The organism is Exiguobacterium aurantiacum, assembly GCF_001766415.1.
GTDB classification, from domain to species: Bacteria; Bacillota; Bacilli; order Exiguobacteriales; family Exiguobacteriaceae; genus Exiguobacterium; species Exiguobacterium aurantiacum_A.
This window is the reverse complement of record NZ_MKXO01000003.1, coordinates 42,518-61,094: the sequence shown is the minus strand read 5'-3', so window position 1 is coordinate 61,094 and position 18,577 is coordinate 42,518. Positions and strand designations below refer to the sequence as shown.

19 protein-coding genes are annotated in these 18,577 nt (G+C 53.4%); 10 read left to right on the top strand and 9 right to left on the bottom strand.

Annotated elements, in window-relative coordinates:
* The first annotated feature begins 57 nt into the window (after nucleotides 1-57).
* Nucleotides 58-564: a flavodoxin domain-containing protein gene (locus tag BJU60_RS07965; RefSeq protein WP_070328360.1), complete on the top strand. Its 507-nt coding sequence runs from the start codon at nucleotides 58-60 to the stop codon at nucleotides 562-564.
* Here the strand turns inward: BJU60_RS07965 and BJU60_RS07960 are convergent.
* Nucleotides 528-2,126, bottom strand: coding sequence for a glycoside hydrolase family 55 protein (locus tag BJU60_RS07960; protein WP_070328359.1), 1,599 nt, complete (start codon nucleotides 2,124-2,126; stop codon nucleotides 528-530). The genes BJU60_RS07965 and BJU60_RS07960 overlap by 37 nt on opposite strands.
* 265 nt (nucleotides 2,127-2,391) lie before the next feature.
* Here BJU60_RS07960 and BJU60_RS07955 point away from each other — a divergent pair, with 265 nt between their 5' ends.
* The 5 genes from BJU60_RS07955 to BJU60_RS07935 all read left to right on the top strand — a co-directional run bounded on the left by BJU60_RS07955 (nucleotide 2,392) and on the right by BJU60_RS07935 (nucleotide 5,549).
* A complete protein-coding gene (locus BJU60_RS07955) occupies nucleotides 2,392-2,592 on the top strand; it encodes a cold-shock protein (protein ID WP_016507985.1) in 201 nt (66 codons plus the stop codon).
* Nucleotides 2,593-2,717: 125 nt separating this feature from the next.
* Nucleotides 2,718-3,131 carry a pyridoxamine 5'-phosphate oxidase family protein gene (locus BJU60_RS07950; RefSeq protein WP_070328358.1) on the top strand — a complete coding sequence of 138 codons (414 nt, stop codon included), beginning with the start codon at nucleotides 2,718-2,720 and terminating at the stop codon, nucleotides 3,129-3,131.
* A 213-nt stretch (nucleotides 3,132-3,344) separates the two neighbouring features.
* A complete protein-coding gene (locus BJU60_RS07945) occupies nucleotides 3,345-4,352 on the top strand; it encodes an RNA-guided endonuclease TnpB family protein (RefSeq protein ID WP_070328357.1) in 1,008 nt (335 codons plus the stop codon).
* A 314-nt stretch (nucleotides 4,353-4,666) separates the two neighbouring features.
* Nucleotides 4,667-5,170 carry a DoxX family membrane protein gene (locus tag BJU60_RS07940; RefSeq protein WP_070328356.1) on the top strand — a complete coding sequence of 168 codons (504 nt, stop codon included), beginning with the start codon at nucleotides 4,667-4,669 and terminating at the stop codon, nucleotides 5,168-5,170.
* 82 nt (nucleotides 5,171-5,252) lie between these two features.
* Nucleotides 5,253-5,549, top strand: a complete 297-nt coding sequence (locus BJU60_RS07935; protein WP_021068057.1) for a DUF3817 domain-containing protein — start codon at nucleotides 5,253-5,255, stop codon at nucleotides 5,547-5,549.
* Between the two features lie 25 nt (nucleotides 5,550-5,574).
* Here the strand turns inward: BJU60_RS07935 and BJU60_RS07930 are convergent, their stop codons facing one another.
* The gene (locus tag BJU60_RS07930) at nucleotides 5,575-6,840 is read right to left on the bottom strand and encodes an MFS transporter (protein WP_070328355.1); all 1,266 of its coding nucleotides are present in this window, start codon (nucleotides 6,838-6,840) and stop codon (nucleotides 5,575-5,577) included.
* Between the two features lie 110 nt (nucleotides 6,841-6,950).
* Here BJU60_RS07930 and BJU60_RS07925 point away from each other — a divergent pair, with 110 nt between their 5' ends.
* A complete protein-coding gene (locus BJU60_RS07925; protein ID WP_070328354.1) occupies nucleotides 6,951-8,141 on the top strand; it encodes a helix-turn-helix domain-containing protein in 1,191 nt (396 codons plus the stop codon).
* Nucleotides 8,142-8,145: 4 nt separating this feature from the next.
* Here BJU60_RS07925 and BJU60_RS07920 read toward each other — a convergent pair whose 3' ends face one another.
* Both BJU60_RS07920 and BJU60_RS07915 read right to left on the bottom strand, forming a co-directional pair.
* Entirely contained in the window at nucleotides 8,146-9,153 is a 1,008-nt protein-coding gene (locus BJU60_RS07920; protein ID WP_070328353.1) for a S66 family peptidase, read from the bottom strand.
* A gap of 64 nt (nucleotides 9,154-9,217) precedes the next feature.
* Nucleotides 9,218-9,544 carry a winged helix-turn-helix transcriptional regulator gene (locus tag BJU60_RS07915; protein ID WP_070328352.1) on the bottom strand — a complete coding sequence of 109 codons (327 nt, stop codon included), beginning with the start codon at nucleotides 9,542-9,544 and terminating at the stop codon, nucleotides 9,218-9,220.
* A gap of 106 nt (nucleotides 9,545-9,650) precedes the next feature.
* Here BJU60_RS07915 and BJU60_RS07910 point away from each other — a divergent pair, with 106 nt between their 5' ends.
* Nucleotides 9,651-10,451: a VOC family protein gene (locus BJU60_RS07910; RefSeq protein WP_070328351.1), complete on the top strand. Its 801-nt coding sequence runs from the start codon at nucleotides 9,651-9,653 to the stop codon at nucleotides 10,449-10,451.
* Between the two features lie 12 nt (nucleotides 10,452-10,463).
* On the opposite strand, the gene BJU60_RS07905 is transcribed toward BJU60_RS07910, so the two are convergent.
* Nucleotides 10,464-11,456 carry a 5'-3' exonuclease gene (locus BJU60_RS07905; protein ID WP_070328350.1) on the bottom strand — a complete coding sequence of 331 codons (993 nt, stop codon included), beginning with the start codon at nucleotides 11,454-11,456 and terminating at the stop codon, nucleotides 10,464-10,466.
* Nucleotides 11,457-11,649: 193 nt separating this feature from the next.
* Nucleotides 11,650-12,960: a hemolysin family protein gene (locus BJU60_RS07900; RefSeq protein ID WP_070328349.1), complete on the bottom strand. Its 1,311-nt coding sequence runs from the start codon at nucleotides 12,958-12,960 to the stop codon at nucleotides 11,650-11,652.
* A 201-nt stretch (nucleotides 12,961-13,161) separates the two neighbouring features.
* On the opposite strand from BJU60_RS07900, the gene BJU60_RS07895 reads away from it, so the two are divergent.
* Nucleotides 13,162-13,959 carry a glucose 1-dehydrogenase gene (locus BJU60_RS07895; RefSeq protein ID WP_070328348.1) on the top strand — a complete coding sequence of 266 codons (798 nt, stop codon included), beginning with the start codon at nucleotides 13,162-13,164 and terminating at the stop codon, nucleotides 13,957-13,959.
* A gap of 41 nt (nucleotides 13,960-14,000) precedes the next feature.
* On the opposite strand, the gene BJU60_RS07890 is transcribed toward BJU60_RS07895, so the two are convergent.
* Complete coding sequence (locus tag BJU60_RS07890; protein ID WP_070328347.1) at nucleotides 14,001-15,956, bottom strand: ATP-binding protein; 1,956 nt, start codon at nucleotides 15,954-15,956, stop codon at nucleotides 14,001-14,003.
* Nucleotides 15,957-16,111: 155 nt separating this feature from the next.
* Between BJU60_RS07890 and BJU60_RS07885 the strand changes: the two genes are divergently transcribed.
* A complete protein-coding gene (locus BJU60_RS07885; RefSeq protein ID WP_070328346.1) occupies nucleotides 16,112-16,369 on the top strand; it encodes a PadR family transcriptional regulator in 258 nt (85 codons plus the stop codon).
* 112 nt (nucleotides 16,370-16,481) lie between these two features.
* Here BJU60_RS07885 and BJU60_RS07880 read toward each other — a convergent pair whose 3' ends face one another.
* Together BJU60_RS07880 and BJU60_RS07875 are read right to left on the bottom strand one after the other, a co-directional pair.
* Nucleotides 16,482-17,177 carry a LutC/YkgG family protein gene (locus tag BJU60_RS07880; protein ID WP_070328345.1) on the bottom strand — a complete coding sequence of 232 codons (696 nt, stop codon included), beginning with the start codon at nucleotides 17,175-17,177 and terminating at the stop codon, nucleotides 16,482-16,484.
* Entirely contained in the window at nucleotides 17,174-18,577 is a 1,404-nt protein-coding gene (locus tag BJU60_RS07875; RefSeq protein WP_070328570.1) for a LutB/LldF family L-lactate oxidation iron-sulfur protein, read from the bottom strand. The genes BJU60_RS07880 and BJU60_RS07875 overlap by 4 nt, the downstream gene beginning before the upstream one ends.

Below are 18,577 nucleotides of genomic sequence, written 5' to 3'. Positions count from 1 at the left end.
TCTCCAAACCATTCGGGAATAGGAAGAGTAGACTCTGACTTAAAAGGGGGAAACGAGATGAAGACGTTGATTGCGTATACGTCACGATATGGTACGAGCGAGAAAGTCGCCCATCTTTTGGCCGCACGGTTGTCCGGAAACGTCCACGTTCAAAACTTGGTCGATGAGCCAGACGTCGATTGGGCAACGGTCGACCACGTCATCGTCGGGGGATCGATCCGGATGGGGAAAGTCCAAGACGAGCTGACCGACTGGTTGAAGCAAAATGAAGTCCAATTGCTCGAACGTCCGCTCGGATTGTACTTGTGCGCCGGCACGCCGACCGCGGCGGAGCGGCAACGTGAGCTCGAAGGCGCGTACGGGGAACATTTACGAGTACACGCCTATTTCGTCGAAGTCGTCGGTAGCGGCTATGACTTTGAGCGGATGGGCTTCCTCGACAAAGCCATCGTCCGGATGATGGCCAAACAGACGGTCAGTTCGCTCAATTTGGACGAAGCACGGTTGAATGAGCTCGTCGAGTCGGCTCAAGCGTCACTTCGCACCCGATCTGAGAAACCATAAGCGAATAAGTCGTGCGCTTCGACCGGGCTACTCGTGGAGATGAGGACATCTCCACTTTTTTGTTCGCCTTCGATGTGTTTTAGCACGACGTTAGCGAGCTGTCCGCCGATCTTAACTGAGATCGGGGCCGAATTCCGGCACGTGACATCTTCGATTGTGACGTGATCGGTCCGATTGTCGCCGCCGAACAGTTCGATGTCGGCGCGGCTGGAAACGAACCCGCTTGTGGCAATTCGTTTTAATTGAACGTTCCGAGACTTATACTGGACGGCGAGCGCTGGATGTCCTGTATAATCATAGGACGGGTCACCGATGGCCGTAAAGCCATGAATCAATACGTCTTGATACGCCGATATGACGAGGCTACGGGGCGACGACTTGGCGTATAGCTTCGAGCGGACCGGTTCAATCGATAGTAAATTCGTCCCCGAGATGAACCGCGCCGTCTTCGACTCGGGATCGTCGGCCAAGTGGTGTCCGATGTGGCGAAAATTGAAGGACCGATTATCACGATACGAGACGTGCCCAAAAATATGGACGTCATGGGCGGCTGAGGACGTACCGTGGGCTTTCACCTCGACGCCTCCAAAACAACCTTCCGTCATATTGTTGACGAGCACGACGTGACGCGAACCGTCATCGACCTCGATGCCGTTTGAATTGGCGAAGCCGTGGGCGTGCGTACGTCCGTGCGGGTGATGACAGTAGCAGTTCGTGATGTAGATGGCGTCGCTATGATGCGTCGTGATGCCGTCGTCCCCATAATTCGTCGCCTCGCAGCGGTCGAGCCAGATGTAGCGGCTGCCTTTTTTGGCACGCAACCCGTCCCCGAGGTAATGGTAGTGAGGGGCGGTGATATCGAACGCGTGCAGCCCGGCACCTTTGGCGGTGACGTGATGGACCCAGGCGAATTTGACGTGGGCGAATGTCAACGCGCTCGAAGCCGTGTCTCCACTCGACGTCCGATCGACGTCGCCAAGGCGCTCGACGTTCCAGTCGAGCGTCAGATGGGCGACCTCGATGTGATGGTTCCCATAAAACGGTGTCGCATTTCGCAGCAGCCGGCGATGCTTCGGTGTACCGTCGGCCAAGCGTAATACCGTGTCCTGCTGTCTCGCACCTTCGAGTACGCAGTTCGAGGGGATCCGGACGCCACGGACGATATAGACACCGGCCGGCACGTGGACGTGGCGGTTCGACCGAAGCGCGAGCCGGAATGCGAGCGTGCAGTCCGTCTTGCCGTCCCCGACGGCCCCGTAATCGGTCACGTCGACGTGATGGCGTGTCGTCTGCAGTAAATTCAAATGTTCCGCGTCGAGACGACGCATCCAGACGGGCCGGACGAGATCGTCGACGACCTCGAGCGGGAGCGCGCTCGTCACCGGTGTGATTCGTTCCGTCATCGGCAAGTGGGAGCGGTACGACTTCGATTGATCAGGATAATGGTCGTGTCGCGTCGTTTGATGCCAAGCGAGCGTCTCCGTCAATAGCTCATCTGTCGACCAGGCCGCGTGACGGGCGATGGTGGCAGCGATATGCGTGCGGTCAATTTGATTCATCATATGAGTCGTCCTCCTAACGTTCACTACATGTGATGTACCCGTTTTGAAATTATTTTTAGCAAACCGAAGTATTTAGTAGACAGAAGCATTTATCCATGGTATATTACATATGTGCTTAATTAAGAATAGCTGGAAACATAATTCACAATCGCTTGGGATTATTTTTCATGAAAGATAATCCAACAAGTTTTGTGCTTTTTTTTGGTCAGTTTTTTCTAGTAAGGCACTACTAGAACGCACAGCGTTTATTTCAGGAGGGTTCATTATGAACACAGGTAAAGTAAAATGGTTTAACTCAGAAAAAGGTTACGGCTTCATCGAAATGGAAGGCGGAGACGACGTATTCGTACACTTCTCAGCAATCCAAGGCGACGGCTTCAAGACACTTGAAGAAGGCCAAGCAGTAACTTTCGAAATCACTGACGGAGCTCGTGGCCCACAAGCTTCTAACGTTGAAAAAATCTAATCTTCCTTTCTAAGGAATTTTATAACCTGCTCGCTTCGGCGAGCAGGTTTTTTCGTGTCTTCGTGTTTAATCAAGTGCCGCAAGGGAATGATTATACGAGTGACTATGATAAGGGGGCTTTTTAAATGGATGCTAAAACAACGGCACAACAAATTTTAGATGCAAGCAACGTCGGAACGATGGCCACGGTATACAAAGGGAAGCCGCACAGCCGATACATGACGTTTTTCCATGACGGTCTGACACTCTATACGGCAACCTCGAAAGATACGGATAAAGTCGATGAGTTGAAGAACAATCCGTATACGCACGTCTTGATCGGCTACGACGGGGACGGGGTCGGCGACACGTACCTAGAGATTTTAGGAGAGACGTCGGTGTCTGATGACGAGTCGATGAAAGAAAAAGTGTGGAACGAAAAACTTGAGGGCTGGTTCGACGGCCCGGATGATCCAAAACTCGTCATTTTAAAAATCTCACCGCAATCGATGCGTGTGATGAATAAAAAAGGCCAACCGCCACAACAAGTTGATCTTTAACATAATTAAGCGAGAATTCTCCCACCTCTAAGCGTCTGGGGCGAGGCCCAGCGTAGGTGGGAGATGAATCGCCCGTACATAAACCTCTTGGCCACCCCTGTGACAGATATGACGAACATAAGTTCGTGATTCCGTCAGATTTCCCTTCCCCCGCCGCGGGTATCGGATGAGGAAGACGTTCATCACGATCATCGGCCGAGAGGAGGGGGAGACATGCTGAAGGGCTACAAATACAGGCTCCACCCGACGGCGGAACAGGCCGATTTCCTGGTCAGGACGATCGGCTGTGCCCGGTTCATCTACAACAAGCTGCTCGAGGACCGCATCGCCCTCCACGAGGAGGCGAAGGCTGGGACCGGCCCGAAGCGAAAACTGCCGACACCGGCCTCGTACAAGCCCCTGTTCCCGTTCCTCGCCGAGGCGGACAGCCTCGCGCTCGCCAACGCGAAGCTGCACCTCGACACGGCGTTCGCGAAGTTCTTCGCCGGGACGGCCGGCTTCCCGGTGTTCAAGTCGAGACGGAAATCGCGCGCCTCCTACACGACGAACAACCAGCACGGCACGATCCGCATCGAGGGAGACCGGGTCCGGCTCCCGAAGGTCGGGTTCATCCGCTTCACACAGCACCGAATCTTCGACGGCGAGATCCGGTCGGCGACCGTGTCGATGACACGGACGGGCAAGTTCTTCGTGTCGCTCCTCGTCGAGCAGCCCGACGAGCCGTGGGTCCCGAACCCGCGCAACCTGCGCGAGGCCGAGGAACGGCTGAGACGGGCGCAGCGCTCGCTCTCCCGCAAGAAGCCCGGCAGCCGGAACCGCGAGAAGGCGCGGCTCCTATTGGCCAAAAAGCATGAAAAGGTACGGAACCGCCGACATGACTTCCTCCACAAGCTGTCACGACGCATCGTCGACGAGAACCAAGTCGTCGTCGTCGAGACGCTGAAGCCGAGGGAGATGATGCAGGACCGCCGCCTGGCAAAGTCGATCGGGGACGCCGGGTGGGGCGAGTTCGTCCGCCAGCTCGCCTACAAATGCAGGTTCCACGGCCGCACACTGATCCAGGCCGACCCGTGGTTCGCCTCGACCCAGGTCTGTTCGGCCTGTGGCGGGAACGGCGGCAAGAAGGACCTGCACGTCCGCGAGTGGACATGCGCCGTATGCGGCACGCACCATGACCGCGACGTCAACGCGAGCCTCAACCTGTTGGGTCTCGCCGACTGAAACACTCCAGGGCAGGGACTGCCCGACGAGCTTGGTCCACAACCGTGGCTGGTCAAAGCACGGTCTTCCCAAGAAGCTCCCACTTCAAGTTGCGAAGCAAATAAGTGGTGAGTAGTTCACAGCAATGGAAGCGATGTCTCGAGCAGACATTGCTTTTTTTGGTACAATTTCCAAAAAGTGACTGACCTGTGACGCACATATGACCGAAACGTGAACTATTATCTCAAGCTATGTGAAAGCATGAACATGGATGGTATATTGTGAATGTAATCACATATAAGCCATCATTCAACCATTCAAAAGGAGGAATTATCATGTTCACAAAGTTTTGGCAAAACCACAACATCGCAACCGGCATCTTGACGGTGTTACGGATCTGGCTCGGCTATCAATGGCTCACAGCCGGATGGGGTAAAATCACGGGCGGCTTCGGATCAGGCGGTTACCTTCAAAACGCAGCTTCACTCGCGACGGGAGATCACCCGGCGGTCGCCGGATGGTGGGCAGCTTTCCTTGAAAACTTCGCAATCCCAAACGCAGCACTTTTCGATATCTTAATTCCGTATGGTGAGTTCTTGGTCGGTCTCGGTCTCTTGCTTGGCGCCCTCACACGCAGCGCGGCTTTCTTCGGACTCGTCATGAACATGGCGTTCTTATTGTCAGGAACGGTCAGCACGAACCCAACGATGTTGATCGTGTCGGTCTTGATTCTCGTCGCGGGCTACAACGCAGGCAAAATCGGCGTCGACGGCTTGTTCCTTCGCCGCTTCGTCGAAACGAAAATTGCGCATCGTTCACCAAATCGTCAAATAGCCTAACGACTTTCTAACGTTCCCCTGTGACAAACTTCACCTCTATCGGCTACGATGAACGTAGCATCGATTAAAAAGGAGAACGGATATGAACGCAACTCGATTCAAATGGCTCGGTTATACAGAGGGGATGTCATTCCTGCTCTTATTGTTGATCGCAATGCCGCTCAAGTATTTGGCTGGCATGCCGCTAGCCGTCAGCATCGTCGGTGCGGCCCATGGTTTCCTGTTCGTCGCTTACGTGGCGGCAGCGGTTTACATGGCGTGGCGCTTCAACTGGGGCTTCAAAGTGTTAGTCCTCGCGGTCATGGCTTCGGTCATCCCGTTCGGACCGTTCTTGTTAGAGAAACGAGTCCTTCCATCAACAGAGAAGACATCGAACTGAAAAACGTTCGATGTCTTTTTTTCGTTCATTGACGCGTCGGCGCGCTTTCGACTTCAGCCAGTACCGTCGCTTTTTCAGCCGCGATATCGTGACGGATGCGATGCATCGCGAACAGCGTGATCGAAAGCAGGCATACCATGCAAATCGCATAAAGTGACGTGACCGACATCCATTCGCTCAATAACCCGAACGACACGAAACCGAGCGGGGTGATCCCCATCGCGAGCGATTCGAGGACGCCCATGACACGACCGAGGTAGCTTGGTTCCGTGTTCGTCTGCAAAAACAGTTGGATGGGAATATTGACGCGGATGATGAAGAAACCGCTCAACAAAGCGAATCCGGTGAGGAAGACGATGGCGGGTGTGACCGAGAAGTCGAAATAGAGCGGGACGGCCGGGCCGATAAAGAGGCAACCCATGACGATAAGCGATGTGCGGACCGTCGCTAGACGATACTTGATCTTAAAGAACGGCAGCGCGTGGGCAAGTGAGGCGACTAAAAATCCGACTGCGAACATACTTTCCAAAAAGCCGAACTGGAGCGGGCTGACCCCGATCTCCTGCAAGGCGGCAATCGGGAATAGGACTTCCGAGGCGACGAAGAAGAAGTTGAGGAACGCCGCGAGAATCGTCAGCGTCCATAGCACGCGTTGGCGTTTCAAATAGCGGAAACCGGAGCGGACGTCGTCCCACGTCGATTGATCGGTGGAAACATGTTCATACGCTTGGAATGTGAGACGTGAGGCGAACAGGGCGGCGATGAGGAACAAGAGGGATGAGCTGAACAAGAACGCTGAAATCGGTAATAGCTTGAACAGCGCCCCGGCTAAAAGTGGCGTGCCAATGCTTGAGACGGAAATGATACTTTGGATGAGCGAATTGGCGCGTTGAAGCCCGTCTTCGTCGAACAGGAGTGGAATCGAACTCGTCAACGTGACGGACAAGAAAGTGGAGACGATAGAAAGCAGACATGTAATAATCAAGAAAGCAGGGACGCCGAACGTCCAAATGAGGCTCGCGGCCCCGGCCAAGAAGAACAATAGCCCGTTGAGCGATTCCATCGTGATGATGACGCGTTTTCGGTTCAATTTGTCGGCATACGCACCGGCAAACGGCGATAATAGAACACGAGGCAACGTCCCGGCCAGTAAGACGAGGGCGAACTGGAGCCCAGAACCGGAAGTTGTCAGCACCGTCAATCCGGCGACGAACGTGAATAGACTGGAAGCGAACAACGACATGAATTTCCCGAGCAACAACACGTGCAGGTTCGAGGTGAAAGTAGTCATACATAGTCTCCTTTGCAATTAAGTTCAATGTGATTTAACATTATAATAGACGACAAAGAGAGATTTGTAAACAATAAGTTCAATTAAATTTAACTTTTAAGAGGTGTTCTATGATTGGACAACGGATTAAGACGTTACGAAAAGAAAAAAAGTTGACGCAAAGTCAACTCGCAGACGGCATCATCACGAAATCGATGCTCAGTATGATTGAGAACGGGAAAGCCGAAACGTCGATGCGCAGTCTGCGCGAGATTGCCAAGCGGTTGGACGTGTCGGTTCAGTCGTTACTTGTCGATCCTCGCGAGGCGGAGCTGCAAGCGCTCGTCGAAGACATCGAATACGCCCAATTGAGCCTTAATCCATGGGACGAGGAAGCTACCAAGCAGGCGCTATCCCCATATTTAACGACAGAGATGAACTCGGTGTGGCAAGGGAAGGCATACGTCATTATGGGAGATAACTTAAAACATGGCGATAAGCGCAGTGAATTGTTAACTTATTATGAGCGTGCAATCAATGTGTTCGAACGGCTCGATGAAAAAGATGAGCTGGCGATGGCACTCATCGGGAAAGCTTACTACTACATTTTGTGGAATCAGTTTGAGGAAGCGAGCGAACAGTTTGATCGATTGGAATTGTTAGACGTGCGAAACATGTCGTCACGAACTCGGATTGAATATGCGATGCTTCTCGTCATGAAAGAAATGACGTATGAAGGGAATCTATCTGGGGCCATCCATCATCTAGATTCTGCCCTTAAACATATGCATCAGACGAGAACGTATTATCGAGCCGACGATGTGAATCGGACGATTGCATTATGTGCTCTTTACCTGAAAGACGAACAACGGATCAACGAGGCGTTTGTGAAAGCAAGGCAGTACATTCAGTTCACGGACGAACACGTGGCCAAAGTGCGTCTCGCTTTGTCAGAGGCACTTTATGCCATCCACTACGGCCGCGTCGAGCAGCTCGGGCAACAGATCGAGGAAATGGAGCGACTGTTGGGTGATGATTACCCGTTCATCGCCGCGATCGAGATGTCACAAGGAGTCTATTATGCGATGAAAGGTGAGATGGAACTCGGAGATATGGCTTTCAAGCGGCTATGGGAAGGGATGGACGGTTGGAAGACACATAGCTTGATCGATCAGGCCGTCTATTTTGAAGGGGTGCTGATTGGTGCGAGTTACGGGTGTGGGCTCGAATTAGTGCCTTCAATCGAAGAATCTGTTCAAAGGTTTCCCGAAGGATTTTATCGGACACATTTGACCGAATTGCTACAAAAAATCAAGGGCTGAATCCTCAGCCCTTGAACGTTTGAATGAGCGTGCCTTTCCCGTCCTCGACTTGAATCGAGGCATGGGCACCATTAATGAGTGTCAGTTGCGGTGGCACGTGCCCGCAGTCGATGTCATAAATGATGGGAACGTTGAGCAGTTCCTGTAGTTCAGCGTAGACGTCTTCTGCCGTATAACCTTGTACCGGTGGTTGGGCATCGCTGCGACCGAACAAGATGCCTGTCGTATGATCAAACCAACCGGCCCACTTCATTTGAAGCAGGGTCCGTTTGAGTGCCGGTACATCCATCTCGGCGTTCTCGAAATACCAAAGAATCGGTTCATCGTTCAAATGAGTCTGTTGGAACTGAGCGACGTCACCGTAAGGCGTCCCGATCGTATGCAAGAGGACGTCGATACAACCGCCGAGCAGACGACCGGTCGCTTTCGTCCCGCCGAGTGATTTCCATTCGGTCGGCTCGGTCAAATGGTAGACGCATGGACTCGGATTACCGTGCTGCCATTCTTTTTGAAATTGCTCTGAAGACAGTTGAATGACGGTCTCGCCGTGTTTCGTCGATAAGACGTCGAGCCAACGCGAACTCGTCGCATCCCACGATTCCCCGCGCAGATCGACAAGGTTCGTCCCGTGAGCCGAGGCGATGCCGGTCTTGAGCGTGTAGACGAATAAAAATAAGCTGACGTCAGAGTAGCCGAGCATCCACTTCGCTGGGAGCGTGTCCCAAGCGATTTTATCGAGTAGCTCGAGCAACAAGACGCCGCCCCATGGCGGGATGATCAAATCGACGTCCTCATCGTGGAACAGTCGAGTCATCTCTTCGGCACGCACTGCGGCCGGCGCCGATTTTGCTTTGTGTTGTGTCCAAACAGACGGTTCAAATTGAAGCGTGAAGCCGTGGCGTGCGAACGTCGTCTCGGCGTCGTGAAGTAAACTATGACGCGCGGCTGGTACTCCGGACGACGGGGCGGTTACGCCGACGTGGCGACCGGTCAACTGTGGATAACGAATCATGAGATCCTCCTGTGGATAAGTGATGGGCAGTGATACGGAAATGAGTTATCCACATGTGGACAATTTATTTTTGTTGCATGCGCTTAGCGTGCTTCATGCCCCAAGCGTTCATCGTCTCGAGTACCGGGATAAGCGTCTTGCCGTACTCGCTCAACTGATAGTCGACGCGCGGCGGGACTTCCGGATAGACGGTACGGATGATGATATCTTGCTCTTCTAAGTCACGCAACTGGGCTGTCAAAATCTTTTGGCTAATGTTCGGGAGCGAGCGTTTCAGTTCACTGAACCGGAGCGTCCCCCCGTTGATGAGCGCGAGTAAAATCGATGGTTTCCATTTACCGGTAATCAGTTCGAGTGCGGTATCGACTTCACAGCTTGAGATCATCGTCATGAGTCTCACTCCTCTCTAAGTATCCTTTCGGTAACTATACCACCTTTTTGTGCCGTCTTCTGCAAACGGGACACGGCATGTATAGTAAAGAGAGAGGTGAGAAAACATGAAATTAACCAATATCCAACTCGGACCGGTCACGCTCCGGGTCAGTGAGTTAGAAAACATGAAACAGTTTTACGAACAAGTCATTGGAATGGACGTACTCGAAGTCGGTATCGACCGCGTCACGCTCGGTGCGCCGAATACGCCGCTCGTCATCTTGCATGAAGTCAAAGGTGTGCGTCCGAACCGAAAGGCGGCCGGCTTGTTCCACATGGCAATCTTGCTGCCGGACCGCGTCGAACTCGGACGCATTCTCCGTCATTTGATCGAGCGACGGATTGAAGTCGGTCAAGGCGACCATTTGGTCAGTGAGGCGTTTTATTTGAACGATCCGGAAGGGAACGGCATCGAGCTGTATGCTGATCGGCCACGTGAGAAGTGGGAATATGAAGCGAACGGTCACGTGAAGATGTCGACCGATCCGGTTGAGTACGAATCGATGCTCGAGGCGGCAGCGGACCGTCCGTTCACAGGTCTTCCTGTCGGGACGACGATGGGACACGTTCACTTTAAGGTACGTTCCCTCGAAGCGGTGAAATTATTCTATCAACATCGACTCGGGTTTACCGTCACGACCGATTCATACCCGGGTGCACTGTTCCTCGCGGCCGACGGGTATCATCATCACATCGGTGCGAACGTCTGGGCCCGTCCGACTGAACCGATGAACGACGAGGCGGGACTTGAAGCATGGACGCTTTTTGTCGACGCTTCGACGAACCACGAACTCGGAGGGACGACGTCGGAATGGTCGCTCACCGACGACGATGGGATTACGGTCAATATAAAAAGCGTGGACTAATGTCCGCGCTTTTTAACGTGCTGAAATTTTCTTTTGACTCGAATCAAACGAGAGGCGAATGCCGCGTTTTTGATACGCTTGTTCGACCCGTTTTGAATTGATGCTGAGCTCAAGATGAGCCAGTTTCAAATGTTCAAGTTCTGGCACCGTGACATCGAGACGGACGAGCTCCATGTTGCGCTCGGCTTTTTTGCGTGTACGTCTCAAGTTACGGGGCACTTCCTCTGACGTCAGTGCCGCGATCGTTTCATTGATCAGTTGTCGTTTATCGCCTTTGACGCTAAGCGCCGTGTAAAGCTTATCGAGCGAACCGAAGCGTTTGATCAACTGTACCGATTGACTTTCGTCAAGGCCGGCTACAGGTGGGATGCCGTCTGAACGGTCTCCCGTCAACGCTTTGACCGCTGAGAGCTGTTTCGGCTTCAATCCTTCGTACAACGCTGCAATCTCCTCAGGACGAATCTCGAGATGTCGCTTGAGTGGGAGCGGGCGGTTGTCTTGGATATCACAACGAGCTTGCATTTGCTGAAGCTCCTGTGTTTGAAGCCATACTGTGATACGTGGGCTCACGAGCTGAAGCAAGTCTTTATCCTTCGTCATGATGACGACAGGCGCGCTGCAGCTGAACTTCCGAGCGATGTGGGCAATCAAATCTTCTCCCTCATAGCCTTCGACTTGATATTGCGGGATTCCGCTCTCTTCAAGCAATTGGCGCATGAGTTCCATTTGAGCCTTCAACTCGGGTGGTGTCTGGCGACGGCGGCGTTTATAGCCAGGATAAAGCTCGCGACGCCACAATGTTTCACGTGAGACGTCCCATACGACGACAAAATGAGACGGACGATGTCTGCGTAGAATCGTCCGGATGAGGCCGGTCATACCGATGACGGCACTCCGATCGTTTTTAGATACCTCGCGTCCTTTTTTCGTTCGGCTCGCGGCGGCACCGTAGTAGGCACTGGCCAGCATGGAGTTTCCGTCAATTAAAAATAGTTTACGTTCCATGCGTAACCTTCTTTCTGTAGTTGTTGGACCGAACATTAATGAACTGTTCGGTGATGTTGTGTCAATGAGTGACACGCACTCAAATTAGCAACATATGTGCAGTATATCACGACAAGCCTTGAAAATATAGCGACAGTTCGAGCGTCAATCGAAAAGCCCTCCCTAATGTTCAAGGGAGGGCGGTCAAAGACACTTAGTCCATTTCGGCTCGAAGCTGGTCTTTATGCGCAAGAATCAAGTCGACGAAGACGATGCGGTGATTGTCGATCTCGCGGACGATCAGTTCGTGCTCACCTGGCAGGATGAAGCGTTCGCCGGTGCGTGCATTCGCTTTTTGCGAGAGGACGAAACCACCGATCGTGTCGACGTCATCCTCGATCTCAATGCCGAAGCGCTCTTCGATCTCTTGCGTGAGCACGAGACCAGACAAGCGATAATGGCCTGGATTGACTTCAGTGATCTCGGCTTGTTCGTCCCGGTCGAACTCGTCGCGAATCTCACCGACGATCTCTTCAAGGATGTCTTCGATCGTGAGCAGGCCGGCGGTGCCGCCGTACTCATCGATGACGAGACACATCATCGTCCGTGCGTTCTGCATTTTCACCATCGCTTCTTGGAGCGGTGTGAATTCCGTGACGAGCGGTAACTGATGGATAAACGATTCAAGCGGGGCGTCACTCTTGACGAGTTGGGCCGTGAACACCTGTTTGGCGTTAATAAAACCGAGCACGTCATCGCGGTCACCGTCTCGTGTGACCGGATAGCGCGTATATTGATGCTCTTGGACGGTCGCGATAATCGTCTCGATCGAGTCTTCTTCATCAATCGTCACCATATTCATCCGCGGCACCATCGCATCTTTTGCAACACGTTCATCAAACGAGAAGATATTTTGAACGTAAGCGAGTTCGTTCTCGTTGATTTCGCCACTTCGAAAACTCTCCGTCATGATAATTTTGAGTTCTTCCTCCGAGTGCGCCGTCTCTTGCGCCGTCGTCTTGACACCGAACAAGCGGAGCGTGAGCCGGGCCATACTGTTGAGCACCCGGATAAACGGATACAACAGCTTCGTGAAGAAGTAGAGCGGCCGGGCGACGAGCAGCGTCAATTTCTCGGCTTCATGTACGGCGAGCGTCTTCGGGACAAGTTCGCCGATGACGACGTGTAAAAAGGCGATGAGCAAAAAGGCGATTAAGAACGACAGGAATGTAGAAACCGACGGCGAGACGCTCAAGCGGTCGACGAGCGGTTGAATCATTCCTTCGATTTGATCGGCACCGATCCAACCAAGGCCGAGCGCGGCGAGCGTGATGCCGAACTGCGAGGCGGATAGCGAGTCATCGAGGTTCTCGATCACTTTTTTAGCGACGGACGCTCGTGAGTTTCCTTCTAGAACGAGTTGGTCGAGCCGTGCGCTCCGGACTTTGACGATTGAAAATTCGGCCGCCACGAAAAAGGCGGTCATGAAGATGAGAAAGGCGACGATCAATAAACTGAGTAACATGGGACTGTCCAAAAATTCCCCAAAAAATCGGGGATTCACCTCCATAAGAATAAGTTTGTACGTTTTTCAGGCGAGTCCTGAAAACGAATAGTTTGTTTCAGTATAGTAGATTTCCCATAAATATTCAAAAGACAGCCCGAAAGGTTTCATGAAGAGGGGAATGCGGGAACTACAAACCGAGAAGACGAAAGGGGAAACGACATGGCAAACTATCCAGAACTTCAAGGGAAAGTCGCAGTAATCACAGGTAGTTCAAAAGGAATCGGGCGAGCGGTGGCCGAACGCTACGCGAAAGAAGGCGTCAGCGTCGTCTTAAATTATAGAAGCAGTGAAGACGAGATGAAGGAAGTCATCCGCGGGATCGAGGCGGCCGGAGGCAAAGCCGTCGCTGTCCAAGGTGACGTCGCCGAAGAAGGGCTCGCCGAGAAGATGATCGAAAAAGCAGTGTCTGAATTTGGACAGATGGACATTTTCGTCAACAACGCCGGTGTCCAAGTCGAAGCGAAAACGCACGAGATGGAGCTCGACAACTGGCAGAAAATTATCGATACGAACCTGACCGGGACGTTCCTCGGGGTGCGGGCCGCACTCAAGTATTTCGTCGAGCATGATTTGAAAGGAAACATCATTAACATGTCCTCGGTGCACGAGGTGATCCCGCGCCCGGGCTATACGCATTACGCAGCGAGTAAAGGCGGGGTCAAGATGTTCACGAAGTCGGTCGCGCTCGAATATGCGCCGAATCAGATTCGGGTCAACGCCATCGCGCCTGGTGCGATCGACACACCGATCAACGAAGAGACGATGCGAGATCCGGAAGAGAAGACAGGACTCGAAGCGCTCATCCCGACGCATAAGATCGGGCGACCTGAACAGATTGCTGCGGTGGCAGCGTGGCTCGCGTCAGACGAATCGTCTTACGTCACGGGCACGACCATCTTTGCTGACGGTGGTTTGTCGCTCTATCCGGCATTCGGTCCAGAAAACAAAGTTCAATAACATAAGGGATGGCTCGCCCGAGGCGAGTCATCCCTTATTGTTTAGCCGCTCATTTGATCTTCCTCGATATATTTCGGCAAGACGATCGTGAACGTCGATCCGAGACCGACACGTGAGTCGACCCGGATCGTCCCGTCATGCCCTTCGACAATCTCTTTACAGATGGCAAGACCGAGACCGGTGCCACCGATCTTCCGGCTGGCCGAATTGTCGACGCGATAAAACTTGTCGAACAGTTTCGGGAGCGCTGAAGTCGGAATTCCGATGCCAGAGTCCGTGACGGAAATTTCGACGCCGTCCGACTGGTCATTCGTGACGGACACCGCAACTTTTCCGCCGTTCGGTGAATATTTGATCGCGTTATGGAGCAGGTTCGTGAACAGCTGGCTGAGCCGGTTCCGGTCCCCGTACACGAGGATGTCGTTATCACATTCAAACGATAAGTCGTGGTGTTGACTCGCGCCTTGATGGACGGCAATCGTTTCTGCCAAAATATCGTACAAGCTTTCGGGCTCGTTTTGATACGTCTGTTTACCCGACTCCATTCGCTGAACGTCGAGTAAGTTGGAGATTAAATCCTCGAGACGGAGCGTCTCTTGATGAATCATCCCTAAATATTGATCGGTCCGTTCAGCCGGCATCGTCCGATAGCGCATAAGTTCGGTAAACCCGATGATGCTCGTGAGTGGAGTGCGCAATTCATGAGACACTGTCGCGACGAGTTCTGTCTTCAAGCGGTCGACCTCGGTTTCTTGCGTCACGTCCCGGAAGACGAGCATCGTGCCGTGGCGTGTGCCACGCAAATGAATCTTTTCGGCGTACATTTGGATGAAGCGTTCTTCTTGATTCATCGAGAACGTCACGCTCTCTTCCATCGCTTCACCGTCAAAAGCACGGCGCATGAACGAGAAGAACGAGTCTTTTTGATCGACTTGGAGACCGAGTTCTTCAAGGTCGGCATCAAGCCGATACAGGTCCGTCTCGTTTTGCTTCGTGATGGCCTGATTGAACATGACGAAGAGCGCCTGGTTGGCGAGTTTCTCATGCGTCGTATGTTCAACGTAAATGACGGCATCACGGATCGAGTGCAAGAGCCGCGCGGTCTTCTCACGCTCTTCTTCGACTTGATAACGTTGTGACGACAGCGACGACGCCATTTGACGGAACGATTCGGTCAGTTGGCCGACCTCGTTCCGAGTCGATACCAAAACAGGGACGGGTATGACCCGATCGTCGGTGAGCCGTTCGCTATTCGTGATCAACTCTTGCAGTTGACCGGTCAACCGTTGTACGTAAGGCCGAGCCGCAATGAAGAGGACGAGTAGTACCGTGAGTAGCGACAGGAGCCAGAGCACTTGCGCCCATTTCGTATGGGTGGCGAGCTGTTCACGGAGTTGGTTTTCTTCCGCGTTCAAGGCGTTGCGGTATTCGGTGAACACCGTCTCCATGTCGACGATACTCGCGCTCATGTCAGCCGCGCTCTTCGAGTTGATCTTGAATTTCCGATCGGCCTGAGGTTCGGTTTGAGGCGTCACTTTCCCAAGCGTCGGCATTTGCAGGAACGGCTCGGTGACCGTGCCTTCCCGCTTCGCGACGACGTAGCGCTCGAGGCTCGGCATGACGCGTTGTTGATAGGCCGAGAATAACGATCGGGCATCCCCCGCATACGTCTGTTCTTTTTCTGTGACCGCGTTCGTTTCGAACCAGGCGGTCTGTGTCTCGATCAAGACTTGTTTCTCTTTGACGCGGGCAAGTAACTCCTCGTCACCGAGGAGGACGTAACCGCGCATCTCATATTGCATCGACTGCCATGTCTCGAAGAGCTCGGTCGCATTCGTGCGACGTTCGCTGACGTTCTCGAGCGATGAAGTCGTCTCTTCGATTCGATTTTCCGTATATACGTATACGGCGAGTGAGGTGAGGAGGATCAGTCCAATGAATAAATAGAAGACGAATAAAAACTGCCTTCCGATCCGCTCGTCAATCCAAGCTTTCATAGGGACCGTTCCTTCCTGGAACTACATACATTCCGGCTGTGACAATTATTTTACTACGAGTGTCGTTCCCCTATTGTACAGATTTCTGCAGCGATATACCACTTATCGAGATGCAGTAAACGTGCTAACTAGTTTCAATTGAACAATAGCGAACGATGTGTTGTTGCCTAATAGATAGTGGAAGGGGTGAGAGGGATACTAAGTTAAAAAAAGGTGCCATCTCAGAAGGTGTGGTCTATCCGCTCCTGAGGAGGCTCACGTCGGAAGGCTACTTCACGACGTATTTGAAGGAGTTGGCAGAAAAACCGCCACGGAAATACTACGCGATCACGGAGCAAGGAAAGGCCCGGTTAGACGAATTGCGAGCGGGCGACTCGATGGGAAAAATTGACGAAGCGATGAGTGCGGGATAAGACTTTGACGTTCAAACATCGAACATCCGTTTCGCTTGAAGACGACGAACGGAAGCATCACCGTCGAATAAAGAATAAACGAAAAAACTCGCCGTCGTGGCGAGTCTTTTCGTTAGAGATCATGTACGAGAACGTAGGCGACACGGACCGGTCCGTGGACACCGACGATCAAGTTCATCTCAATATCGGCCGAGTTTGACGGGCCCGAGATGAAGTTGACGCCTTGCGGTGAGGCGAGCTCGCCGTTGCAATCGAGTTCGGCCAGTTGTTTCGCCGCTTGCGTCATCCGGGGCACGAGCACCGATTTCGGGATGATGGCGATGTGATCTTGTGGCAACAAGCTGATCGTCCGCGATTTTCCGGGGGCCGCATATTGGACGATGGTCGCACTTTCAGCGAGTGCTTGGTCGGCAATCGTGATCCCAACGTCAGCTTTCACGGCAAGGGCGCGGCTGTCATCCGGACGCGCGGCATCCCACCAGTCGAACGACCGGCTCGTTTCGGGTGCCCATTCCTTAATGCGTGCATCGTCCTCGGCGATAATCGTCTTGCCGTCGTATCGTTCGAGGAGAAGACGGAGCGTGTCATCGAGATGAGTCGACTCACATTCGACGACGTCGGTATGAATGCGCGTCGCGACCATACGGAACGTCTCGAGGAGTTCCTCTGTTGAAGCGTCTTTCAACACCTCGTCTTGCGGACGGTGCTTGTATACTCGTTTCGGAGGCGTCAAATCGACGTCGCGTCCGAGTTGTCCCGCGATCCGCTTTAAAAAGTCTTCACGGTTGGTGATCGTTCCTGGATTCATTGTGCATTCCCCCGTTTCTTAAACCAGTCGCGGACCGTCTGTTTGGCCGGCTGCGGCAAGTCTTTCGAGTCGGTCCAAGCCGGTAAGCCTTTGTCGATTTGCCCCGCTGTCGCAAACGGGGACGACGCGAACGGCGCGATCTGTTCGGCCGCCTCGAACAAGAACGGGCTCGATGACGTGACGGCGAAGCCTTTCATGGCGATGCGTTCGACGAACGGTGATTTTTTCTTGTCTTCGACGATGACGCGGCGATGCTCGATCAACAGTTCATGGAGCGGAATCTTGACCGGACACGCTTCCGTACAGGCACCACAAAGGCTTGACGCATACGGCAGTTCTTTATAGTTCTCGTAACCGTCGAGCAGCGGAGCGAGCACGGCGCCGATCGGTCCCGGATAAATCGAACCGTAGGCGTGGCCGCCGATATGGCGATAGACCGGGCAGACGTTGATACATGCCGCGCAACGGATACATTGGAGCACGGACTGGAACTGAGTCCCGAGAATGCCGGACCGCTTGTTGTCGACGATGACGAGATGGAATTCTTCCGGGCCGTCGACTTCACCGACGCTTTTCGTGCCGGCGAACGTCGTGATGTATGACGTGAGCCGTTGGCCGACCGCGCTCCGGCACAACATGTTGACGAGCACTTCGAACTCTTCGTAAGACGGGACGACCCGCTCCATCCCCATGACCGAGATGACGGTGTTCGGGAGTGACGTGACCATCCGCCCGTTACCTTCGTTCGTGACGAGACCAACGGCGCCGCTCTCGGCGATGGCGAAGTTACAACCGGTGATGCCGACCTCTGCTTTCAAGAAGTCTTTGCGCAGCTCGCGGCGCGCATAGCGGCCGAGCTCGGTCGGGTCGTTCGTTCCGTCGTAGCCATGGGTCGTGAACGTCTTGTGGACATCGTTCCGGTCTTTATGGAGCGCCGGTGCGACGATGTGCGACGGTGGGTCGTTGTCGAGCTGAAGGATCCATTCCCCGAGATCCGACTCGACGACCGTACACCCTTCTTCGTGAAGCGCCTCGTTCAACCCGATCTCCTCGGTCACCATCGACTTCGATTTGACGACGTGTTTGGCGTCTTTTGCGCGCACGACTTCGCGGATATAGCGGTTCGCTTCTTCCGGCGTCTCGGCGAAGAAGACGTTGCCGCCCCGCTTCGAGATATTCTCACTCAACTGGTGTAAGTAATAATCGAGATGCTCGAGCACGTGCTGGCGAATCTCTTCCGAATGGTCGCGGAACGCTTCCCAATCCCCGAGTTCCCCAGCCGCGTTCAAACGTCCGTCGCGCAGGCGATTTTGCGCCGAGCTGACGGCTTGACGCATGAACGGGTTATCGATCCCGTCTTTCCGCCGATCTTGAAACTTCTCATCTAACCGAATCCCCAT